The sequence below is a fragment of the Bacillus sp. EB106-08-02-XG196 genome (assembly GCF_013396335.1).
In the GTDB taxonomy this organism is placed as follows: domain Bacteria; phylum Bacillota; class Bacilli; order Bacillales; family Cytobacillaceae; genus Neobacillus.
The window spans coordinates 107,628-128,543 of sequence record NZ_JABWSY010000010.1; the positions used below are offsets into that span (position 1 = coordinate 107,628).

Consider the following 20,916-nt stretch of genomic DNA (forward strand, 5'->3'; position numbering starts at 1 on the left):
CTGGATACCAATGGTCCAAGCGGTTTTTATCGTTTAACGGTTTCTGATTCTTTCAATGTGAATGGTTATATAACCGAGTTCTTGTTCAGGAAGTTTGATACCATGGTTTTTCGCGAGAAGCTTGGCTACCTTCTGTGAAATTTTGTAGGAAGCAGTGAATTTTTTCTTAAGCATGTTCAGCATTTCATCATCCATGATTGGCTGCGATTCATCTTGGAGTCTGGATAGAGTAAACCGAAGATGGGTCATTAACCGCTGGTAAGAAAGATCATCTTCCTCTATCGATATTTGAAGTGAATCTTTAATGGTTTGAATCATTTCACCAATGATGGCGGTTTGCCTTAATGTTTGTTTCATGTCGCCGCTTTGAGGCTTTGAGGTATGGATATGCAAAGCAATATAGGCAGCTTCATCTACAGGCATTCTAACCTGCGACTTTTTTTCAATATGTCTGATTGCCCACATACCGATATCAAATTCTTTTTTGTATAGGATTTTTATTTCATCAAAAAGCTTATTTTTAAGGTGAATTCCTTGTGTAGCTCTTTCGATGGCAAAAGACAAGTGATCGGTAAGACCAATATGGATATGCTCATTTAATTTTAAACCCAGACATTCTTCTGCATAAGAGATGATTTCTTCTGAGATGGAAAAGTGTTCTACGGGTATTTGCTGCAAGAGCTGCTGGAATTTTTCATTTTCTTTCATAACAAATAGCTTTTCAATTTTACCTGGATTAATAACGTCATTCTTCCGTTTTTGAAAGGCAATGCCAGCGCCAATTGCTATTTTTTCTTCATTGTTGTCTGAAACCACAACAGCATTGTTATTGAGGATTTTTTTGATTTTCACAAAACGCCAACTCCTTGTAAAAGCCCTTACTTCCATCTTACATTTTAAAACAAATTGGGTCTACCTTTTAAAAAACAAAGCTATACAAAACGGCATAAAGAAGGTAAACTGAAATAATAACCAATAACTCCGATAAGAAAGGTGGGTTTTATTTGTCTGATAAAGTACGTTCTGTACCAAGACCACTTGTGAAAACAAACCAATGGGTGATTGTCATTAGTGCCGTATTAACCCTGGTTTTCGCTGAAGGATGGTTTTTAATAGTCCCATTACTTGCAGGAATATCAGGAATTGTCTTTAAATATAATCCCGTAATGAATATTGCAAGGCTTTTTCTAAAGAAAAAGCCAGAAGAGTATATCCCGGAGGACTGGGAACAGCAGCAATTCAATCAAAAAATAGCTGTATTTTGTTTGGCAGCTGGGTTCATAGGTTTTCTGCTTGGCTGGAACACGGTGGGGTATGTTTTCACAATTATGGTTGCGACCGCGGCATTTGTAGCAATCCTCGGATTTTGCATTGGCTGTTTTATTCATTATCAGTGGAAAATGTTTCAATATAAAAGAGCAAATTAAACATAAGAAAGGACTGATGCGATCATGCCGCATCAGTCCTTTCTTTACTATACAACTGCTTTAGTTTTAAGTGAACGTTTTTGCCAAGTAAAGGTAATAAATAAGGTAATGATTAATAAAACAAATCCTAAGATAAATGGATAGGTAATTTTGACATCATATAGCAATCCTGCAAGTGTTGGCCCAAGTACGTTGCCAATACTCATATAAGCATTATTCATCCCCATCGCAAAGCCCTGTTCGTTTCCTGCAAGTTTAGAAATCAACGTATTCAACACCGGGCGGAGAATAGAGGTTGATAGGAAAATGAAAAGTGAGATGACAAAGAATAGAGAGTAGCTGGAAGCGAATAGCGAAAATAAAAATCCAGCTGCAGCTACAGCAATAAATACATTCAACACAGATCTTTCACCGTACCGATTTACAATTTTATCAACAACAAAGAGCTGAACAATAACACTGACAACTCCAGTTGCCGTAACCATTATCGCGATATCTTTCGCAGATGATTGAAATTGATTATCAAGATATAAACCAATAACCGATTCGTAGGCAATTAATCCAAAACTCATTACGAGTGTAATAATAAGCGGAATAAAATAAGGCATATTTACTGAGCGAGCTATTTTGCGTACCATGGACTCATCGGGGACCATTTCTGCCGAATCTCCAGCAGGAGCTGTTTGACTCTCTTTTAAAAGAAAAATGGAAAACAATACAGAGACTAGAGATACAAGTGCTGAAACTAAAATAGGGAATTTCAAGCCGAACCCTGCTAAGAATCCACCAATTCCAGGTCCTACAACAATACCAAGAGACATCGCTGCCGATACTAAGCTATTCCCTTTCGCCCGTTGATCCATCGTCGTAATGTCTGCGATATAAGCGAAAATGGCTGGTACCAGCATAGCACAGCCAATGCCGCCAACCGCACGAGAGGCGTAAAGTAGCCAGATTGAATTAGAAAAGTAAAAAATGAACATCGACAGAGTAAGACCTGCTAGTCCGTATATAATCATCTTTCGGCGGCCATATTGATCGGTCCATTTACCTGCAATCGGAGAAAAGATGAACTGTGCTCCAGCAAAGATAGCAATGAACAGTCCTGCGGCAGTTCCGCCTTGATTAATCGACTCTAAATAGGCTGGTAATATGGGAATGATGATACCAAAACTCCCTATTGCTATAAACATGTTGATCATCAACATGATGATTTTTTTTCGTTGATCTCCGGTCATATAAAGCCACCTTTCTCATAAAGATTACACACTCAAATATAGTGTTAACCTTTTGCACTGCTTACTATCATATATAGGCATACAGGCTTTTGTCAAAGAGAAAGTTTATTTTGAAAAGATATGGATTGTGACTTGTTAGGAAATTGTTATAGATTAGTGATTTTTAGGGTGAGATTCTGTGATATGTTCTAAGTAGAAACACATTTGGGGAGTAGATCTATCTTGTTAAAGGGGGTTTACGTTCAATGATTAGGCAATTAAATACGGGTCTAAACATTCAGAAGGAAAAAGAAATGGTTACCAAGATGATTGAGTTGTATTGTCGGAGAAAGCATCAACATCGGGATGAACTATGTAAGGAATGTCAGAATTTAAAAACCTATGCACATATGAGACTTTCACTATGTAGATTTGGAGAAGAAAAAAGTGCCTGCTCTAATTGTTCTGTGCACTGTTACAAACCAAAATATCGGCTAAAAATGAAATCGGTCATGCGTTATTCAGGACCATGGATGCTGTTGTACCATCCGGTTTACTCCGTAAAGCATTTGCTCAATAAATCCAAGAAACAAATGAAAAGTGTGGAATAGCATGTTCCACGCTTTTACTTTTTGACAAATCTGTACAAAATAATGTTAGGATTTGGTATTATTTTACTAAGGGTTTCTTAATAAGGGAGGGAGTAAAATGACGGGGACAATCGCAGTTATTATGGTATTCTCGATTCCGATCATTGCTATTTTAACGACCCATTTTCAAAAGCAGAATAAATTAAAATACAAAATGATTCAAGGGGAACTTGAACTAGAAAAACTAAAACATCAGAATTATTTAATTGAAACAGAAAGAATGAGACTCGAACTTGAGCAGATGAAGCTAGAAGAGCCGAAGGATAAAATAAATATTAGCTAAAAAAATAGTGTGGAATCATCGGTATACGGTGATAACACACTATTTTAAGTTAAACACGATTGAGGCTAAATGAGACTTTTGCATTCAAGGCCTAACCTCCAATCTTTGTTCTATTGGGCTTTAAATGGGTGATCAAACCGTCATAGTCGGTGAAATACAAGTCAATATCAGGCTTTTCGTCAAGATAATGCCCTTGCAAAAGCTGATAGTAGTTTACCCGATGAAGGGAATCATATGGTTTAATCGGAAAACGATTGTTGACTTTATAGTATAAATGAACAGCTTTTTGGACTTTGTCGATGAGAGGAGCCAGCGTTTTTTCTTTTTCTTCAAATAACTCGTACGTTTCTTTAGACATATAGTAGGGCTTATCAGGGATACCGCCGATATAAGGAGCCAGCTGTTCAAAATCGATACTGTAGTCCTCCTTAATAAGGATGGTTCTATTAATGCCATTTGGCAAATCCTTTGCAAAGCAGGTGATGGCTTCGTGAACATCATTGATAGTTACCTTAATTGCAGGCCACTCGACGGAATCGCCTTGTTTTTTCACTTTTGAGATCAATTTTGGTTTATCCAGTGACTTCTTAGCATGGCTTCCAAAGAAGTTATAAATCATGACGTATCCGATTAACCCGCCAATGGCAATCCCAAAAAGGACGCCAATCACAGTAAAGGCGGGAGCAATGTTAGTAACGGAGTCTAACCATTCCCCCAGCTTAACGCCGCCAAAAATGGACATACCAAGGGCAACCCCAATCATTAGGTGTAGAGACAAGGTTGTGACTAAGAAGCTAAGAAACTCCTGGAAATGTGATTGGGCAGTACGTGTTTCCTGGCTAAGATGCTTTCTTACTTCTTCCTGCATTTCTGCTGAAACATTGTATTCATTAAAGAACTTTTCAATAAATTCATTCGTAGAGTCAGGGGTATTTATTAAAATGTAACTGGATTTTTCAAAATTCCCCCTGTGATAATGGATGTAAATCCATTTTTCTTCATTGTCCAAAATAAACCTTTCCACCATTTTTCCATGCTCTTTAATAAATTCTTTCTTCATGATGCACCACGCTCCCTCATTCTCCTAATATCTTCATAGGCCTGAGAACGAATGACCAAGGCATCTTTTCTAGCTTCTTTCACAATAGACGAGGCTTCTTGCCGGGCCTGTAAAATAAGTTCCTTTGCCTCACGTTTTGCCTTTTCAGTCATTTCGCGCTGCTCCATTAAAAGCCGATCACATTCTTGTTTTTGGGCTTCTGCGAGCTTAAGCTTATGATCAATCGAATCCCTCCGATTCTCCAATGCACAAAGAACCTTACCGAGAAGTTTTCGCTTTAGGATGAAAATAAGAACCGTAAATAAAATAGCTTGATAGATCATGGTGCCGAGTGAAATTTGCATCCCAAAGATTTCAATATCCCCCATTTTTTACACCTCATTCTACGCCTTTAAGCGGCTTCTTTTACTCTTATGCCGATATAGACCATAAAAAGTGTCACAAAAATGTATGCCTGGATACCACCGATGAATAAGCAAAATGCCTGCCAAATTATGACTGGCGCTGCTGCGAGCAATCCGGCCCCAATACCAGTGAATAGACCAAAATCAAACCCTTTTAAGACGGCTCCCATAAGAATAACGAGCATTACCTCTCCCGCATAAATATTACCGAACAACCGGAGACCAAGGGTAAGGGTTGTTGCAATCTGCTCTAGAATGTTAATAACGACAAGTGGTTTAAAGGGCTTAAAGAAACTTAAAATAAACTTTTTAAATCCATGGGTGCGGATGGCAATAAAATGTGTGTAAACAATTAACATAATCGCCATTGTCATCGTAACATGGGCATCAGCAGTCGGCGATTTCCACCAAACGGCATGGTTTTCACCGGCGATAATGGAAAAAGGAATCCCCATTATATTAGCGATGAATAAATAAAGCATAAGCCCTATGCCTGCTGAGAGAATGAAGAAGTTTTTTTGGCTTCCCATTGAATTATCCATGATAGCTTGTACGAATTCCATGAGCCATTCGATCATATTTTGAAGTTTACCCGGCTTTTTTTCGGTAATGTTTCTGGTACATACAAACACGATGAGAAGGACAGCAATTGCTGCAATTGTGCTGGTTAGGATAATAGATAGATCAAATGTCAATCCAAATAACTGTACGAGAGGACGGGTGGAGTGCATATGGTTTAACCTCCTTTCTGTTATAGGATATGTACAGAAAGCGGCGGGGAAGAAGTGGATGAATATGTAACTTACACTTCTATTATACAATAATATTTTTAAAAAATGGGACTATTTGACTAAAAACGCAAAAAATTCAGAAATTATTTAATAAATCCCTAAAAAAAGGTTCTATCCATTAGATAGGACCTATTCTTATTTAGAGGGCTTGGATTCAGGATCTATCTTCAAAAGAGTCTCTTTATCGCATATAACAAAAAGCTGGGCATCCTCCGGAATTGGTTCATCGAGTTTTTGATTGATATGCAGGTTCCCGCGGTCAGCTACGAGTGTTGCTCCCTTATTGAGCAAATCCCTAAAGGCATCTCGGTACGTTTTCCATTCGGATTGTTTCGATATTTCATACATGGATTCTTCATACTGACTGCTCATTAGCTCCGAATACATATTTGTGACTCCATGAGAAAACAGTGACCGAACGGCTGCGTGAGAAATCATTTCCTGTGTCGGAATAAATTCATCCACCTTTACCTGTTGGAATAACCGGATATGCTTTTGGTATACAACCTCTGCTGTTACATGAATAGGGGTATTTAGTTTTCCTTCAATCGATGTAATGGCTGTTGCAATTAGTAAGGTTTTTCCATCAACGAGAAGAGGGTCTTTTGCGCCAATGTTGTCTTGAGTTTTCTGATCAGCAAAGATAATAACACCTTTGGCTTCAGGTAAATTTGCTTTGTATAGTGTTTCTTCATCGGTTGCATCACCACGAACATAATACAATTGTTTCTCGACCATTGGTGCTTTCTCTAATTCGTCAATGATGACGATATCAATGGATTTATCTGATTTTAGGATTTCTTGGATGGCAAGCTGTGATTTGTCGCTCCAGCCAATCAGAATGATATGATTTTTGCCTGTATATTTCATTTCCCCACCAACTTTAAGTTTATCGAACAGATAGACTATTTTTAACACTTTTCCAATAAAGACACTGACAAGTCCAATACCCGTAATATACATAACAATTGTAAATGCCTGACCTAGCTGCGTGACGGGAGCATAGTCTCCAAATCCAACCGTGGCAAGGGTGGTCAGCACCCAGTAGATAGCAGTGAGGTAGGTTCCAAATGTCTCAGGCTCAATATATAGAACAATATAGGCTGCAAATAAAACGTACAAAATGAATAGTGGGAAAAAGATTCTGTTACGCAGCTTTGTTAGGTAGTACAGTAATTTTTTAAAAGGCATTCCCATAGTATCTCCTAGCTTTCGTGTCATTGAATAAACTTATTTTCCCAATTAACCCTAAAAAATAACCATGATTGGTTTTATGGATTAGAAAGCTTATAATGGTATCAATATTATTTGCCTGTGGGAGATGAAAACCGTTGTCATTAAGAGAAAAGAATATTGTCTTTATTGGGTTTATGGGTGCTGGGAAAACGACGATTGGGAAGCTGGTTGCAAAAAAACTTTATCGAGATTTTATTGATATTGATGAAGAAATTGAAAAAGAGTATAACATGCCAATTCCGAAAATTTTTGCTGAAATTGGTGAGAAAGCCTTTAGAGAAAAGGAAAAAGAATTCATTCAGAATCTATGTCACTATAAACTAAAGATTATTTCTGTGGGCGGCGGAGCATTCCTTCAGGAAGAAATTCGAAAGGTATGCCTTAATTCTAGTATCGTATTTTATTTAGATATTACCTGGGATGCTTGGAAGAATCGATTAAGTTTGATTATTGACAGCCGTCCAGTCCTGCAAGGCAAGTCTATGGATGAAATAGAAGAGTTATTTTATAAAAGAAAAGAAATCTATGAAAATAACTATCACTCAACGATTGAAATAAGCAATCAAAATATGGATGAATTAGCTGATAGCATTGTAAAAACCCTGAAATTATCTTGGGAGCTGCATGAAACCAGGTAAAAAAGGTTTGAGCGGAGTGGAGGAGAAGATGAAAAGAAGTGTTACCGTTAAGGGGATAAGTATTGGAGAAGGAGCACCTAAAATTTGCGTTCCTATGGTGGGAAGAACGATTGAGGAATTAACAGGGGAAGCAGAGTTTCTTACTACAGTAGATTTGGACATAGTAGAATGGCGTGTCGATTTTTTTGAGCATGTAGAGGATTTGGAGAAGGTTAGAGAAGCACTGAGTGAAATTCGTTCCATCCTAAATGATACACCACTAGTTTTCACATTCCGCAGTGCAAAAGAAGGCGGAGAAAAGGAAGTTAGCACGGAGTACTACTTTGAATTAAATAAGGTTATGGCCGAAAGTGGTCAGATTGATATCGTTGATGTCGAGTTGTTTAATGATGCCGAAGAGGTCAAAAGGCTCGTTGCCACTGCACATGGATACAATGTGTTTGTTATTATTTCTAATCATGATTTTGATAAAACACCGGAAAAGGAAGAAATTGTGTCTCGATTATGTAAAGCACAAGAATTAGGCGGCGACTTACCTAAAATTGCCGTCATGCCAAAAAGTGCAGCGGATGTTTTAACCCTTTTAGATGCCACCAATACTATGAATGAGCAATACGCGGACAGACCGATTATTACAATGTCAATGGCAGGTAATGGGGTTATCAGCCGGATAGCAGGTGAAATATTTGGTTCTGCTCTGACATTCGGTGCTGCCAAAAAAGCTTCTGCACCTGGCCAGGTGCCTGTCACCGAATTAAGAAGAATTCTTTCGCTGATAAATTCTAGTTTATCATTGTAGTTTTTAGGAAAGTACCTGCTATCGGTATTTTCCTTTTTTAGGTAAAGTAGAATTAGAAGAGGATACAGATTCATTATTAGAACAACAGCATCCTAAAAAAAGGAGGAAAAATGTTTGCCTCATAGACTCTGGATTGCAGTAAATAGTATTTTAATTGTATTTTCGTTTATTTATATCTGGTTTTTCCGACCGCATGACAGTAATTTGGTGATACTAGCTCAGTTTCTGGCACAAATAGCGATGATTCTGTTTTTAGTTAATATCAATATGTATTTCATCTTTTTAGTCATACGAAAATCTTCGGTAAGGCAGATAAAGATACGTCTTGCGAAATTTTCAAGAGCCATGATGAAGTGGCATATTAAGATAGCGATTACCGCTACAACGATTATTGTCGGTCATGCTGCTATCAATTTATATGAAATTGCACCTGCAGTCGGCTATGGAAACTTAAAACTAGTCAGCGGCTATCTAGCTCTTGCTGTACTATCAATTACATTATCTGCAGGCTATCTGCGTCATAAAAAGTCTTCTGGGTTTAGACGCAAATTCCATCTATTTACTGCAATGGCCTTTTTCCTCGCTTTCCTCATACATATGATCTTACCAATCTAGGAGATGGAAGGTATAAACTAAATCAACATAAATGGGACCAAACTTTCCATTAGGGTAATGAAAAGCTGGTCCCATTTAATGTATGTTATGATAATTCATCCTTTTGCTTCCATATATAGAGCTTGGATGAATTTTTTTATATTGATGCGGCTGTGATAATTGTCGTCGCGTTTTTTACCTTCTAGTTCTAGCATTTTGATTCGGATTTGGCTGTAATCAAAGAAACGCGATGAGTAGTTTTCAAACTTTGGGTTGGTATAATCTGTAAGTCCAAGGGAGGCAACATGTTCTATTGCTTGATGGATCGCTCGGCGGATACGCTGCTCAGCTGCTTTTATTTCCTTTTTGATAACTTCTGGAGAAGCAGACGCTCCATACCTTTTTTCGATAACCTTTTCATACAATTCCTTTAATGGAGGGATTTCACGGATCCCATCTTTTTCAAACTGATCCAAAATCGTTAAAATATCAAGTAAGTCTTTATTTCCACTCTCGCCAATAATTCCAAGCTCAAAGAGGGTATTTTTTCCGGAACTGACAATTACATTTTGGTGAGTGGAAAAAAGCTTTTTAGGTTCTTGCATTTGCCTTTGATTACTTAAAAAGTTTAATGATCTTTGAATGTCATTAAGCGATTTCTCCATTCTTAGATGATTGGAAACTTTTTTAAGGATACTTACCACTTCAAGACGATTTATTGGCTTTGTTATATAATGGTCAACTCCAAGTGCATAAGCTTCACCAATCATATCCTTTGTTTCCACCTGAGAAATCATAATAATCTTCCCCTGGAAGGAGGGGGAGATTTCCCTGACAGTTTCAATTCCATCACGATTTGGCATGAGTAGGTCAATAAGTAGAATATCGATACCCTGATTGGCTAGAATATCAGAGTAGACCTCGGAACCATCCCCCACCTCTCCAACGATTGTACCTAGACCTTCTTCTTCAATGATATTTGAAAGCATCACTCTAATTGTAGCGGAATCATCGACTATTAAAAATTTCAAAGCCCTCATCCTCTTTCTGTTAAGCATGCTTCTGGCAGTTGAATGCCAAAAGTGGTTTCCCCAGTTGTGTCTAGCAACTCCATTTCACCACCAATGGTTTCAATCACATTTTTTATATGTGAAAGACCAATTCCGTTGGATGGGTTACCGGTTTCATCAAATTTTGTGGTAAAACCAGGTTCAAATATAAATTGTTTATTTTTATTGGAGATTCCCGAACCGTTATCACTAACAATAATTTCGATTGTATCTCCAGTTTTTGTGACGGAAAGCTTAATCTGTCCTTGTTTAAGGATAGCTTCAACTGAATTTGCTATAAGATTATTGACTAGCGAAAAAAGTATAAAGGTGTTGTAATGTTGGTGATTACCCGATATATGTACCTGATATTCAATCGACTTTTCCAACATTTCTCCATAGCTTTTATTGGCTGAAATGATAATAGAAACAATATCATCTATATGCATAAATTCATTCAAGTTCTCTTTAACCATTAACTTTGAGAGACCGGCATAAATACGCTGATGGTCCTTTTTAATTTCATGCATTTGCCCAGCAACCTTAAGGACCGCTTTTGCTTCTTTATTAATCTGGGCCGCCTTTAAATCCCGATAAAGTCCGTAACAAGTACTAGTCAATTCTTCTGCATTCTTCGCTGATTTCTTAAGCTGAATCATTTCTACATATAAATTTGAAATCAATAATAATATTTCTTCATTTCTTTGTCTCTGTTGCCCTTTAGCAAGTATTGTTTCCCTTAAGATAAGAATATTGAAAAAGCCGAGGACGAAGAAACTACGGATAAATGCAATTCCACCAATCATTAAAAAGGTAGTTACAGTAATAGGAACATGAGAAGTAAAGGTGCGAATGGTGATTTCAACCATACTTGCAATTACTTCCGTCACTACACCCATCAAACCTATAAAGAAGGGCTTTTCATAAAATGTATAGATTTTAAAAAAATAGAATAATGATGCGTATACAAAATAATAGAAGAAAACTGGGATATTGAGGAAAAACCCATCTGCCAGCTGGAGGAAATCAGTTTGAATGCAATACAGCAACATACGAAAAAAGACAACGGCTAATCCTGCTGCAAATCCCGCAGGTATAGGATGAATCTTTCGTAACCATAATAAGGTAAAGAAAAAAAGTGGCGTACCTAAACTAACTCTAATATCACCATCAATTGGATAGAACTTTAATTCTCCTGCAATTGGTACAGCGATAATTATGAATAAATAGGCCAATAGTTTTTCACGCAAGGTATCACTTCCAATAAGTCTATTTGGTCACATACATCTTAAACGTTTTTTAAGAGATATTACTCTGTTAAAAGTGTCAATTTTATTAAGGTTTTTCCTGCATGTGTAGTCTTTAGTAGTTTTTAGTAGGCCTGACATTATGCTCAATTTAAGCAGAGGAAGTAAGGATGATATTACTTTTCCAGCTAGCTTGGCAATTATATTCTATTTTAGAACACGCACCTTAGACGGGTTTCACAAGAAGAAGGATGTATGTGAAGTATTTCACAATTACTCTGGTATAAAGGCGGGTGAGAGATTTCATAGTTAAATTTTAAAAATTTTTGAGAAAAATCAATTTACCGTATGGAGGTAATCACGAATGTTTTGGATTCAATTTGCGATAGTACTAGCATGTATTTTCATTGGGGCCCGGTTGGGCGGGGTTGGACTTGGTGTAATGGGAGGAGTGGGTTTAGCCATTCTCGTTTTCGTATTTGGATTACAGCCAACATCCGCTCCTATTGATGTTATGTTAATGATTTTAGCGGTTGTAACTGCAGCAGGTGCATTGCAGGCTTCTGGTGGTATGGAGTATCTTGTCTTTCTTGCTGAAAAGGCGTTAAGAAAAAATCCGAAGTGGATCACATTTATTGCCCCAATGGTAACATATGTCTTCACATTTTGTGCAGGTACTGGACACGTTGCATATTCCGTTTTGCCAGTAATTGCCGAGGTATCACGTGAGTCAGGTATTCGGCCTGAAAGGCCAATGTCAATTGCGGTTATTGCTTCACAGCAGGCGATTACAGCAAGCCCTATTTCGGCAGCAACGGTAGCCCTTCTTGCCTTGTTGGCAGACTTTAAGATAGATTTACTTGATATTTTAATGATTTGTATTCCGTCTACTTTTATTGCCTGTATGATTGCAGCATTCGTATCAAGCAAAATGGGTAAGGAACTTAATAATGACCCTGAATACTTGAAGCGTTTGGAAGCAGGATTAGCACCAATTAGAAAGGACAAAAAGGAATACCAAGCTAATACAGGTTCAAAGCTTTCAGTAGTGTTCTTCTTATTAGCAGCTGTTCTCGTTGTATTATTGGGATCCTTTGAGGAATTACGTCCAGCATGGACGATTGATGGAGTGCTTACCCGGATGACTATGCCGGCAGCCATTGAAATAGTAATGCTCACGATTGCAGCCTTGATTATCATTTTCTGTAAGCCAAATGTTGATGAAATCGTATCTGGCAGTGTGTTTAAAGCAGGTGCCGCAGCGGTTGTTGCCATTTTTGGTATTGCTTGGATGGGAGATACGTTCTTCCAAGGAAACATGGCATTAATATCAGGTTCAATCTCAGATTTAGTTACGGCAGCTCCTTGGTTGTTTGCTGTTGCTCTTTTCGCACTTTCTATCCTGCTTTATAGCCAGGCAGCAACAGTTCGTACCTTAATGCCTCTTGGTATAACACTAGGAATTAACCCGGTATTACTTATCGCAATGTTTCCGGCGGTTAACGGATACTTCTTCATTCCGAACTATCCTACAGTGGTCGCAGCAATAAACTTTGACCGCACTGGTACTACTAGAATAGGTAAGTATATTTTAAACCATAGTTTTATGGTTCCAGGTTTAGTTGCTACAGTTGGTGCAGTTGCAATTGGTATCCTGCTTAGCACAATTATTCTTTAATTGATATCAAAAAATGAATTTTGGAGATGACAAGAATGAGTTGTTCAGATAATTTCCGTATTGAAAAAGACTTCCTTGGTGAAAAAAGGGTTCCAATTAATGCATATTATGGTGTCCAGACGATGAGAGCGGTCGAGAACTTTCCAATCACTGGATATCAAATTGATGAGGCCTTGGTCCGAGCTATGGCAATGGTCAAGAAAGCATCAGCATATGCGAATGCGGAAATAGGGCAATTGGACAAAAATGTAGCAAATGCAATTATGGCTGCAGCCGATGAAGTAATGGAAGGAAAGCTGCATGACCAATTTATTGTTGATCCTATTCAAGGTGGTGCAGGTACCTCTATTAACATGAACACAAATGAAGTTCTAGCGAATCGTGCTCTTGAGATAATTGGGGAGATAAAAGGAAATTATAAAGTGATTAGCCCCAATTCTCATGTAAATATGGCGCAATCAACTAATGACGCCTTTCCAACTGCTATTCATTTGTCAACTTTAATGACATTGGAAACATTAATCAAGGTCATGGAAGAGCTTCACAACGAATTTATGAAAAAGGCAAATGAATTTGATGGCATTATCAAAATGGGCAGAACACACTTACAGGATGCTGTTCCAATTCTATTGAGCCAGGAATTTGAAGCTTACGCAAGGGTATTAAGAAGAGATATCAAAAGGATTAAAGCAACACGTGATAATTTATATGAAGTAAATATGGGAGCAACAGCTGTTGGTACCGGTTTAAATGCAGAACCTGATTATATTGAAAAAACAGTTAAGTTCTTAGCGGAATTAACCGGTTATCCAATAAAAGGATCAGAAGACCTTGTGGACGGAACTCAGAATACAGATGCTTACATTGAGGTATCAGGTGCACTTAAAATCTGTATGCTAAATATGTCTAAGATAGCGAACGACTTGCGAATGATGACCTCTGGTCCTCGTTGTGGATTAGGCGAAATCAATCTTCCTGCTCGTCAGCCTGGATCCTCTATAATGCCAGGAAAGGTAAATCCTGTAATGGCAGAAGTATTAAATCAAAGTGCCTTCCAAGTAGTCGGAAACGACTTGACAATTAGTATGGCATCTGAGGCAGGACAATTTGAATTAAACGTAATGGAACCAGTAATTGTTTTTAACCTCTTGCAATCTATTAAGATTATGAAAAATGTTTTTACGGTATTCCGTGAACATTGTATAAGCGGAATTACAGCTAATAAAGAAAGAATGGAAGCTTACGTAAATAATAGTGTTGGAGTCATAACAGCAATTAATCCGCATGTTGGCTATGAAACAGCCGCTAGTATTGCAAAAGAAGCCATTGATTCTAACCGGCCAGTCAGAGAAATTGTTCTAGAAAGAGAAGTTTTAACAGCAAGTGAATTGGATATTATATTACATCCATTTGAAATGACCAATCCAGGTATAGCTGGTAAGGAGTTACTTAATAAAAAGCGTAATCAAACAGAAGCCAAGGAACTTGTTTTAGTATAGTTATCATTTGCTGGGTGCCAAGCATACCTGCTAGGCACCCAATCTAAAAAAAGCATCACTGGGAGGTTTACAAAAATATGGAGCGTGGAAATCATCAGCATTTTTACCGAAAGCTGCATTCTCTTTCTGGGATTATTCCTGTTGGGGTGTTTATGACAGTTCATTTATTCGTCAACTATACCGCTACATGGGGAATCGATTCCTATAACAAAGCAGCTGGATTTATGGTGAATTTGCCTTTTAAATATTTTCTTGAGCTATTTATCATCTTTATTCCTCTATTATTCCATGGGGTATATGGTCTCTTTATTGCCCGTCAATCCAAAAACAACGTAAACAGATATGGGAATTTACGAAATTGGAAGTTTTTCTTACAAAGAATCACCGGTTTAATCGCATTTGTTTTTATCATTTGGCATGTTTGGGAAACAAAGGTACAAGTCGAGTTTAGCGGAGTAGAAGCAGATTATCATTTAATGGCTGGAATTGTTGATAATGGCATCTCGTTATCACTTTATATCATAGGAATTCTATCCTGTATCTATCACTTCGTAAATGGTATTTGGACCTTCTTGATTACATGGGGAATCACGGTATCTCCGCAATCACAAAAAGTTACACAATACATTTCTTTTGGATTATTTATAGCATTATCATTTATCGGGATCCGTGCAATCCTTGCATTTGCTTAAGTACTAGATAGGGAGGACAGACAGATGGGCAAAGGTAATATTGTAATTGTAGGAGGCGGCTTAGCCGGATTAATGGCTGCTATTAAAATAGCAGAAAATGGTACAAAGGTAGATTTATTTTCAGTTGTACCTGTTAAACGATCCCATTCAGTTTGTGCACAAGGCGGCATTAATGGAGCGGTTAATACAAAAGGAGAAAACGATTCTCCTTGGGAACACTTTGATGATTCGGTATATGGCGGGGATTTCCTGGCTAACCAGCCTCAAGTAAAAGCTATGTGTGAAACAGCACCGAAAATTATCCATATGTTTGACCGTATGGGGGTTATGTTTAACCGAACCCCGGAAGGATTATTAGACTTCCGCCGTTTTGGGGGAACACAGTACCATCGGACAGCATATGCCGGGGCAACAACTGGACAGCAGCTCCTTTATGCACTTGATGAACAAGTCCGCAGCTTTGAAGTACAAGGGTTAGTGACAAAGTATGAAGGCTGGGAATTCGTTTCTTCAATCATAGATGATGAAGGTGTTTGCCGTGGAATTACTTCTCAAAATTTGCGGACGATGGAAATAAAGGCATTTTCAGCTGATGCGGTGATTATGGCGAGCGGCGGGTTAGGAATTATTTTTGGAAAATCGACAAATTCGACAATAAATACTGGTTACGCAGCGGCTAGACTCTATCAACAAGGTGCTTTATATGCAAACGGTGAATTCATTCAAATTCACCCTACTGCGATTCCAGGAGATGATAAGAACCGCCTTATGAGTGAGTCAGCTCGCGGGGAAGGAGGCAGGGTTTGGACATATAGGGATGGGAAACCATGGTATTTTTTGGAGGAAAAGTATCCCGCATATGGAAACCTCGTTCCGCGTGACATTGCAACCCGTGAGATATTCGATGTATGTGTGAATCAGAAGCTTGGTATTGATGGGGAAAACAAGGTATATCTTGATCTCTCCCATATTGACGCAAAACAATTGGATATAAAACTCGGCGGAATAATGGAAATCTATGAGAAATTCATGGGTGATGACCCACGGAAGGTGCCGATGAAAATTTTCCCTGGGGTGCACTATTCGATGGGTGGTTTATGGGTTGATATTGACCAGAAAACCAATATTCCTGGACTATTTGCTGCCGGTGAATGTGATTACTCCCAGCATGGTGCAAACCGGCTTGGGGCAAATTCATTATTATCTGCAGTATATGGCGGGATGGTAGCGGGTCCCAAGGCTCTAGAATATATAAACGGACTCCAAAAATCTACTGATCAAGTTTCTAGCTCAATTTTTGAAAAACAAGTTAGAGAAGACGGTGGAAAATACGAATCTATTTTATCGATGAATGGAACGGAAAACGCATACCTGCTCCATAAGGAGTTAGGTGAGTTAATGACAGCGAACGTTACCGTTGTGCGAGAAAATAAGAAACTAAAATATACGTATGAAAAACTTCAGGAATTTACTGAGCGTTATAAAAATATTAACATTGAAGACACTGCAAAATGGAGCAACACAAGTACGTCGTTTGTCCGCCAGCTAGAAGGAATGATTAATTTAGCACATGTCATCACAAAAGGAGCATATAACCGGAATGAAAGCCGTGGTGCTCACTACAAACCGGAATTTACAGACCGTAATGATGAGGAATGGTTAAAAACAACAATGGCTAAATATAATCCGGTATCAAATTTACCAGAGCTTTATTATGAGGATGTTGATATTTCCCTAATTAAACCACGGAAGCGAGATTATACTAAAGCAAAGAAAGGAGCTAAATAAGATGGCCGGAACAGATAAGAAAATTCATATCATCATTACTAGACAAGTAGATTCTCAGTCCGCTCCCTATACTGAAGAATTTATGGTTCCCTATCGTGCGAATATGAATGTCATCTCAGCCTTAATGGAAATTCAGAAAAATCCAGTGAATGCCAAAGGAGAACAAACCACTCCGGTCATCTGGGAATCGGTATGTTTAGAGGAGGTCTGTGGTGCCTGTTCTATGGTTATTAATGGAAAACCTCGCCAAGCTTGTTCGTCATTGATTGCTCAGCTTGAACATCCTATTCGGTTATCACCACTTTCAACGTTTCCAATCATCCGTGACTTAGCGGTTGACCGCTCACGGATGTTTGACGCCCTAAAAAAAGTAAAGGCATGGGTTCCAATTGATGGTACGTATGATTTAGGACCAGGGCCTCGAATGCCAGAAAAAACCCGGCAATGGGCCTATGAATTATCGAAATGTATGACATGTGGGTGCTGCCTTGACGCTTGTCCAAATGTAAATGAAAATTCACGATTCATCGGACCGGCGCCATTGTCACAGGTTCGCTTATTTAACGCTCATCCAACAGGCGAAATGCATAAGGAAGAGAGGCTGGCAGCACTGATGGGAGAAGGGGGAATCACCTCCTGTGGGAACTCGCAAAACTGCGTAGTGGTATGTCCCAAGGGAATTCCACTCACCACATCAATTGCAGCCTTAAACCGTCAAGTCACTCTTCAATCATTCAAAAACTTCTTTGGATAATTGCGTGTCCTGTCACAGAAAGACTATGTACGAATAATTATCTAAAATAAGATGAAACAATAAAGAGCAGCCCGGAAAAATTATTCCCGGCTGCCTTTTTATTTTGGTAAGATTAGGTAGAGGTGATCCTTATGAAGCCAACTGAAAGTAATATACGTATTGATATACTCGATTATTTACGAGGCTTTGCGCTCCTGGGAATAATCCTTGTAAATATCCTGCCTCTCTTGGCGGTTAAAGTACCTGACCCTGGCACGGCGGATGCTTCCTACCAGCAGTTTCTATTTTTATTTGTTGAGGGCAGGTTTTATACACTATTCTCGTTTTTGTTCGGTGTTGGCTTTTATCTATTTATTTCAAGAGCGAACTCGAAGGGGAAAAATGGCTATGTTTTGTTTTTAAGAAGAATCGCAGCGTTATTTATCTTAGGCTGGTTCCATGTAAAATTCCATCCTGGTGAAGCGTTAACGGTTTATGCGGTTACTGGGCTCCTATTACTACCATTTTATAAAGTGAAAAAAGAAATTAACCTTGGTATTGCTCTTATTCTGCTGATTGCCTTGAGTTTAATGGCATTTAAACTGTTTATGGTGGTACCGTTAATGCTGCTTGGGATTACGGCTGGTCAATATCGAGTGTTTGAAGGAATCGCAGAGAATATAAAAAAGGTATCAATATTTACCGCTATTTTTCTACTAGTGGGCATAGCTGGGCTAATTTATCAGTATCAATATGCCCCTTCAAATCCATTTGGTTTTTATACAGGGGTAGATGAAGCGACTTACACGTTCTTAAGTATCGGAATTATGATTGGTCCGCTTATTTCAGCTTTATACGTTGGAGTACTGATCCTGCTTTTGCAACACCCGTTTGTTCAAAAGCTGTTATCCCCCTTGAAAAGCTATGGGCGGATGGCGTTAACAAACTATATATTTCAAACTGTCTTTATCTACTTGGCTGGTTATCTATTCAACTTGTTTGAGTCATTAACCTATCTCCAATCTCTAATTCTTTGTCTAACGATTTATGTTATCCAGCTTTTCTTTAGTGTTATCTGGCTTCGTTTTTTCCAATATGGTCCTCTAGAATGGATTTGGCGTATTGTCACGTACTTAGAGGTACCGCCAATGAGGAAAATAGTAAAAGAAGTACATTAAATGAGAAGGACCTGCATGACACTCATGCAGGTCCTATACTCATTCTTCTGTTTGTTCTTTGCGGATATAATCCGAGTACTGCATGATGGATAAGGTATTATCAATACTTTTTTGAAGGCCATTCGTATTCTTTGTTTTCTTCATTGTTTTTCGATCATAGATTGATGCAGGAAGTTTTGCACTTGGTGCTGTGTAAAAGGTTTTATCGCTGATAAACGAACCCCCAGGCAGGTAATAACGCATTCCTAACAGATTCTTTTTATAGTGAAAAAGATTGTGCCCAATCATTTGTGAATCATATTCAATGCCCAGCAAGTTTAATAGAGTCGGCATCAGGTCAATTTGACCCCCAAGATGGGAATAGGTTTCACCTGTAAAGAGACCAGGTACCGTGAATAAAACCGGTACAACAAAGCGATCCTGCATATTGTACTCATGTCCTAGTACTTCTTTTAACAGAACTTTATCGTTATCGGTAACGGGTGCACCGTGCAGGCCAGAGTGATCACCGTAAATCAGAATAACCGACTCTTCGTAAATACCAAGCTTCTTTAACTGTTTAATGAATAACCCGATTTGTTCATCACTATAGCGAACAGATTGGAAGTAGTTGCCGACGTAGGTATCCTTATAGTTGTCAGGCAAGTCTAGAAACTCATATTCCTCTGGCATATCAAACGGTGTATGACTTGTGAGCGTAATGATATTGGAATACATCCTGTCGTGTGACTTCAACTGTTTTGGCAGCTGTTCCTCTACATAGTTAAACAACACTTCATCTGCTGGACCAAAGCCAATTTCCTTTTCGGCAGGAATCTCATTACTCGTGTAGATATAGTCAAATCCCAGTGCTGGATATAATTTATCGCGGCTCCAATAGGTAATATCATCAGCATGGTAGGTTGCAGCACCATAGCCGTTCTTCTTTAGCGTCCAAGCAAGTGATGGAATCTCTGTACTTTCAAGGGTATTAACCGTTGGATCCATGCCTTCTGGATATAAGGAAGTATGCATAAGCCATTCTGCATCTGATGTGTTACCAGCTCCAATTTGCTGATACACGTTATCGAAATAAGCACTTTCCTTTAAAAGAGCATTTAAATTTGGCGTGATTTCCTGTCCATTAATCCTTTGATTGATGGTGAATTCCTGCAAGGACTCCACTTGGATAATAAAAACATGACGATTTTTTGCAAGTCCAAAGCTGTCGTGTTTATCGGCAGGAACAAAGGTATTGCCTTTTAGCTTTTCGAGCTCCCTTTCAGACAGGTGCTCTTGACTGGCAAAAGCTGTTCCAAGGCTGTTTTCATAGGCTTGAACGAATTGTGATTGGATATAGCCATGCTTCTTTGCAAAATAAGAAACATCAATCAATGGATAGCGAAAAGCGATAATCGTCATAATGAGTCCAATACAGCCAAAGCCAATGGCAAATCTTTTTGCAGAATCAAAGGATGATGCGTTTTTCTTGAAGTACCAAATTAGTGGAAGTACTAAGACAACATCTAAGAAGAATAAAAAGTCATATGGACTTCCGAGCAGGGCAAGTGTTCCCCCAACGGAGTTTGATTGATAGATTTGTTTGACGTCGTAATAAGAAGGAACGGTTGAGAAATAGCGAGTATAATAAACGACGACAATAAACAGAACCGATAAGAAAAAGTTATAAAGCCAAATAGCGAACCAGGTCCGTTTTTTAAAAAAGATCATAAGGGCTGATAATATAAGAGCCCACATGGGAAACTCAACAAGTAAAACATGGAAAAACGATGTGTTTTCAAAAACCACAACCTGAAAGGCATAAATTTTTATAAACAAAACAACCAATAGAAATACAATTGGATGATGAAAATTAGCAACAGAAATCTTATTCATAAAAAACACCTCTAAATGATACTCTTCTCTTTTAAACTTATCAAAACAACTACCATTCTATCAACTAATAAAGGGGAA

The 20,916-nt window shown here is 38.4% G+C and carries 21 protein-coding genes; 12 read left to right on the forward strand and 9 right to left on the reverse strand.

Going from position 1 to position 20,916, the window contains the following annotated elements; all coding sequences use genetic code 11:
• Window positions 1–33 precede the first annotated feature (33 nt).
• A complete protein-coding gene (locus MLOOGBEN_RS16660) occupies window positions 34–852 on the reverse strand; it encodes a PRD domain-containing protein (RefSeq protein WP_179159395.1) in 819 nt (272 codons plus the stop codon).
• Window positions 853–1,004: 152 nt separating this feature from the next.
• On the opposite strand from MLOOGBEN_RS16660, the gene MLOOGBEN_RS16665 reads away from it, so the two are divergent.
• Window positions 1,005–1,427 (forward strand): DUF4395 domain-containing protein, encoded by a 423-nt coding sequence (locus MLOOGBEN_RS16665; RefSeq protein ID WP_179159396.1) that lies wholly within the window; start codon window positions 1,005–1,007, stop codon window positions 1,425–1,427.
• A gap of 47 nt (window positions 1,428–1,474) precedes the next feature.
• Here the strand turns inward: MLOOGBEN_RS16665 and MLOOGBEN_RS16670 are convergent, their stop codons facing one another.
• Window positions 1,475–2,665 (reverse strand): MFS transporter, encoded by a 1,191-nt coding sequence (locus tag MLOOGBEN_RS16670; protein WP_179159397.1) that lies wholly within the window; start codon window positions 2,663–2,665, stop codon window positions 1,475–1,477.
• Window positions 2,666–2,910: 245 nt separating this feature from the next.
• Between MLOOGBEN_RS16670 and MLOOGBEN_RS16675 the strand changes: the two genes are divergently transcribed.
• Complete coding sequence (locus MLOOGBEN_RS16675) at window positions 2,911–3,255, forward strand: nitrous oxide-stimulated promoter family protein (protein WP_179159398.1); 345 nt, start codon at window positions 2,911–2,913, stop codon at window positions 3,253–3,255.
• Window positions 3,256–3,352: 97 nt separating this feature from the next.
• Window positions 3,353–3,577: a hypothetical protein gene (locus MLOOGBEN_RS16680; protein ID WP_179159399.1), complete on the forward strand. Its 225-nt coding sequence runs from the start codon at window positions 3,353–3,355 to the stop codon at window positions 3,575–3,577.
• Window positions 3,578–3,668: 91 nt separating this feature from the next.
• Here MLOOGBEN_RS16680 and MLOOGBEN_RS16685 read toward each other — a convergent pair whose 3' ends face one another.
• From MLOOGBEN_RS16685 to MLOOGBEN_RS16700, 4 genes are all read right to left on the reverse strand, one after another.
• Window positions 3,669–4,637, reverse strand: coding sequence for an AtpZ/AtpI family protein (locus MLOOGBEN_RS16685; RefSeq protein WP_179159400.1), 969 nt, complete (start codon window positions 4,635–4,637; stop codon window positions 3,669–3,671).
• On the reverse strand, window positions 4,634–5,005 hold the full coding sequence (locus tag MLOOGBEN_RS16690) for a F0F1 ATP synthase subunit B (RefSeq protein WP_179159401.1): 372 nt from the start codon (window positions 5,003–5,005) through the stop codon (window positions 4,634–4,636). Before MLOOGBEN_RS16690 ends, MLOOGBEN_RS16685 begins: the two co-directional genes overlap by 4 nt.
• Window positions 5,006–5,028: 23 nt before the next feature.
• Entirely contained in the window at window positions 5,029–5,772 is a 744-nt protein-coding gene (gene atpB, locus MLOOGBEN_RS16695; protein ID WP_179159402.1) for a F0F1 ATP synthase subunit A, read from the reverse strand.
• Between the two features lie 195 nt (window positions 5,773–5,967).
• Complete coding sequence (locus MLOOGBEN_RS16700; protein ID WP_179159403.1) at window positions 5,968–7,023, reverse strand: potassium channel family protein; 1,056 nt, start codon at window positions 7,021–7,023, stop codon at window positions 5,968–5,970.
• 179 nt (window positions 7,024–7,202) lie between these two features.
• On the opposite strand from MLOOGBEN_RS16700, the gene MLOOGBEN_RS16705 reads away from it, so the two are divergent.
• The 3 genes from MLOOGBEN_RS16705 (at window position 7,203) to MLOOGBEN_RS16715 (ending at window position 9,120) form a co-directional block, all read left to right on the forward strand.
• The gene (locus MLOOGBEN_RS16705) at window positions 7,203–7,706 is read left to right on the forward strand and encodes a shikimate kinase (RefSeq protein ID WP_179159535.1); all 504 of its coding nucleotides are present in this window, start codon (window positions 7,203–7,205) and stop codon (window positions 7,704–7,706) included.
• Window positions 7,707–7,734: 28 nt separating this feature from the next.
• On the forward strand, window positions 7,735–8,505 hold the full coding sequence (aroD, locus tag MLOOGBEN_RS16710; protein ID WP_179159404.1) for a type I 3-dehydroquinate dehydratase: 771 nt from the start codon (window positions 7,735–7,737) through the stop codon (window positions 8,503–8,505).
• A 114-nt stretch (window positions 8,506–8,619) separates the two neighbouring features.
• The gene (locus MLOOGBEN_RS16715; RefSeq protein WP_179159405.1) at window positions 8,620–9,120 is read left to right on the forward strand and encodes a hypothetical protein; all 501 of its coding nucleotides are present in this window, start codon (window positions 8,620–8,622) and stop codon (window positions 9,118–9,120) included.
• Window positions 9,121–9,215: 95 nt separating this feature from the next.
• Here MLOOGBEN_RS16715 and MLOOGBEN_RS16720 read toward each other — a convergent pair whose 3' ends face one another.
• Together MLOOGBEN_RS16720 and MLOOGBEN_RS16725 are read right to left on the reverse strand one after the other, a co-directional pair.
• On the reverse strand, window positions 9,216–10,130 hold the full coding sequence (locus MLOOGBEN_RS16720) for a response regulator (protein ID WP_179159406.1): 915 nt from the start codon (window positions 10,128–10,130) through the stop codon (window positions 9,216–9,218).
• A gap of 5 nt (window positions 10,131–10,135) precedes the next feature.
• Window positions 10,136–11,398: a sensor histidine kinase gene (locus tag MLOOGBEN_RS16725; RefSeq protein WP_179159407.1), complete on the reverse strand. Its 1,263-nt coding sequence runs from the start codon at window positions 11,396–11,398 to the stop codon at window positions 10,136–10,138.
• 361 nt (window positions 11,399–11,759) lie between these two features.
• Here MLOOGBEN_RS16725 and MLOOGBEN_RS16730 point away from each other — a divergent pair, with 361 nt between their 5' ends.
• The 6 genes from MLOOGBEN_RS16730 (at window position 11,760) to MLOOGBEN_RS16755 (ending at window position 18,963) form a co-directional block, all read left to right on the forward strand.
• Window positions 11,760–13,073, forward strand: a complete 1,314-nt coding sequence (locus MLOOGBEN_RS16730) for an anaerobic C4-dicarboxylate transporter family protein (RefSeq protein WP_179159408.1) — start codon at window positions 11,760–11,762, stop codon at window positions 13,071–13,073.
• A 35-nt stretch (window positions 13,074–13,108) separates the two neighbouring features.
• Window positions 13,109–14,572, forward strand: a complete 1,464-nt coding sequence (aspA, locus tag MLOOGBEN_RS16735) for an aspartate ammonia-lyase (RefSeq protein WP_179159409.1) — start codon at window positions 13,109–13,111, stop codon at window positions 14,570–14,572.
• A gap of 77 nt (window positions 14,573–14,649) precedes the next feature.
• Window positions 14,650–15,264: a succinate dehydrogenase cytochrome b558 subunit gene (locus MLOOGBEN_RS16740; RefSeq protein ID WP_179159410.1), complete on the forward strand. Its 615-nt coding sequence runs from the start codon at window positions 14,650–14,652 to the stop codon at window positions 15,262–15,264.
• A gap of 24 nt (window positions 15,265–15,288) precedes the next feature.
• A complete protein-coding gene (sdhA, locus tag MLOOGBEN_RS16745; RefSeq protein ID WP_179159411.1) occupies window positions 15,289–17,052 on the forward strand; it encodes a succinate dehydrogenase flavoprotein subunit in 1,764 nt (587 codons plus the stop codon).
• 1 nt (window position 17,053) lies between these two features.
• Window positions 17,054–17,806, forward strand: coding sequence for a succinate dehydrogenase iron-sulfur subunit (sdhB, locus tag MLOOGBEN_RS16750; protein WP_179159412.1), 753 nt, complete (start codon window positions 17,054–17,056; stop codon window positions 17,804–17,806).
• A 131-nt stretch (window positions 17,807–17,937) separates the two neighbouring features.
• The gene (locus MLOOGBEN_RS16755) at window positions 17,938–18,963 is read left to right on the forward strand and encodes a DUF418 domain-containing protein (RefSeq protein WP_179159413.1); all 1,026 of its coding nucleotides are present in this window, start codon (window positions 17,938–17,940) and stop codon (window positions 18,961–18,963) included.
• A gap of 39 nt (window positions 18,964–19,002) precedes the next feature.
• On the opposite strand, the gene MLOOGBEN_RS16760 is transcribed toward MLOOGBEN_RS16755, so the two are convergent.
• Window positions 19,003–20,838 (reverse strand): LTA synthase family protein, encoded by a 1,836-nt coding sequence (locus tag MLOOGBEN_RS16760; RefSeq protein ID WP_179159414.1) that lies wholly within the window; start codon window positions 20,836–20,838, stop codon window positions 19,003–19,005.
• Window positions 20,839–20,916 lie beyond the last annotated feature (78 nt).

Excerpts from the sequence above, each read along its gene's own strand:
- MLOOGBEN_RS16670 (WP_179159397.1), bottom strand. The coding sequence starts at position 2,665 with ATGACCGGAGATCAACGAAAAAAAATCATCATGTTGATGATCAACATG.
- MLOOGBEN_RS16675 (WP_179159398.1), top strand. The coding sequence starts at position 2,911 with ATGATTAGGCAATTAAATACGGGTCTAAACATTCAGAAGGAAAAAGAA.
- MLOOGBEN_RS16680 (WP_179159399.1), top strand. The coding sequence starts at position 3,353 with ATGACGGGGACAATCGCAGTTATTATGGTATTCTCGATTCCGATCATT.
- MLOOGBEN_RS16685 (WP_179159400.1), bottom strand. The coding sequence starts at position 4,637 with ATGAAGAAAGAATTTATTAAAGAGCATGGAAAAATGGTGGAAAGGTTT.
- MLOOGBEN_RS16690 (WP_179159401.1), bottom strand. The coding sequence starts at position 5,005 with ATGGGGGATATTGAAATCTTTGGGATGCAAATTTCACTCGGCACCATG.
- atpB (WP_179159402.1), bottom strand. The coding sequence starts at position 5,772 with ATGCACTCCACCCGTCCTCTCGTACAGTTATTTGGATTGACATTTGAT.
- MLOOGBEN_RS16700 (WP_179159403.1), bottom strand. The coding sequence starts at position 7,023 with ATGCCTTTTAAAAAATTACTGTACTACCTAACAAAGCTGCGTAACAGA.
- MLOOGBEN_RS16705 (WP_179159535.1), top strand. The coding sequence starts at position 7,203 with ATGGGTGCTGGGAAAACGACGATTGGGAAGCTGGTTGCAAAAAAACTT.
- aroD (WP_179159404.1), top strand. The coding sequence starts at position 7,735 with ATGAAAAGAAGTGTTACCGTTAAGGGGATAAGTATTGGAGAAGGAGCA.
- MLOOGBEN_RS16730 (WP_179159408.1), top strand. The coding sequence starts at position 11,760 with ATGTTTTGGATTCAATTTGCGATAGTACTAGCATGTATTTTCATTGGG.
- aspA (WP_179159409.1), top strand. The coding sequence starts at position 13,109 with ATGAGTTGTTCAGATAATTTCCGTATTGAAAAAGACTTCCTTGGTGAA.
- MLOOGBEN_RS16740 (WP_179159410.1), top strand. The coding sequence starts at position 14,650 with ATGGAGCGTGGAAATCATCAGCATTTTTACCGAAAGCTGCATTCTCTT.
- sdhA (WP_179159411.1), top strand. The coding sequence starts at position 15,289 with ATGGGCAAAGGTAATATTGTAATTGTAGGAGGCGGCTTAGCCGGATTA.
- sdhB (WP_179159412.1), top strand. The coding sequence starts at position 17,054 with ATGGCCGGAACAGATAAGAAAATTCATATCATCATTACTAGACAAGTA.
- MLOOGBEN_RS16755 (WP_179159413.1), top strand. The coding sequence starts at position 17,938 with ATGAAGCCAACTGAAAGTAATATACGTATTGATATACTCGATTATTTA.
- MLOOGBEN_RS16760 (WP_179159414.1), bottom strand. The coding sequence starts at position 20,838 with ATGAATAAGATTTCTGTTGCTAATTTTCATCATCCAATTGTATTTCTA.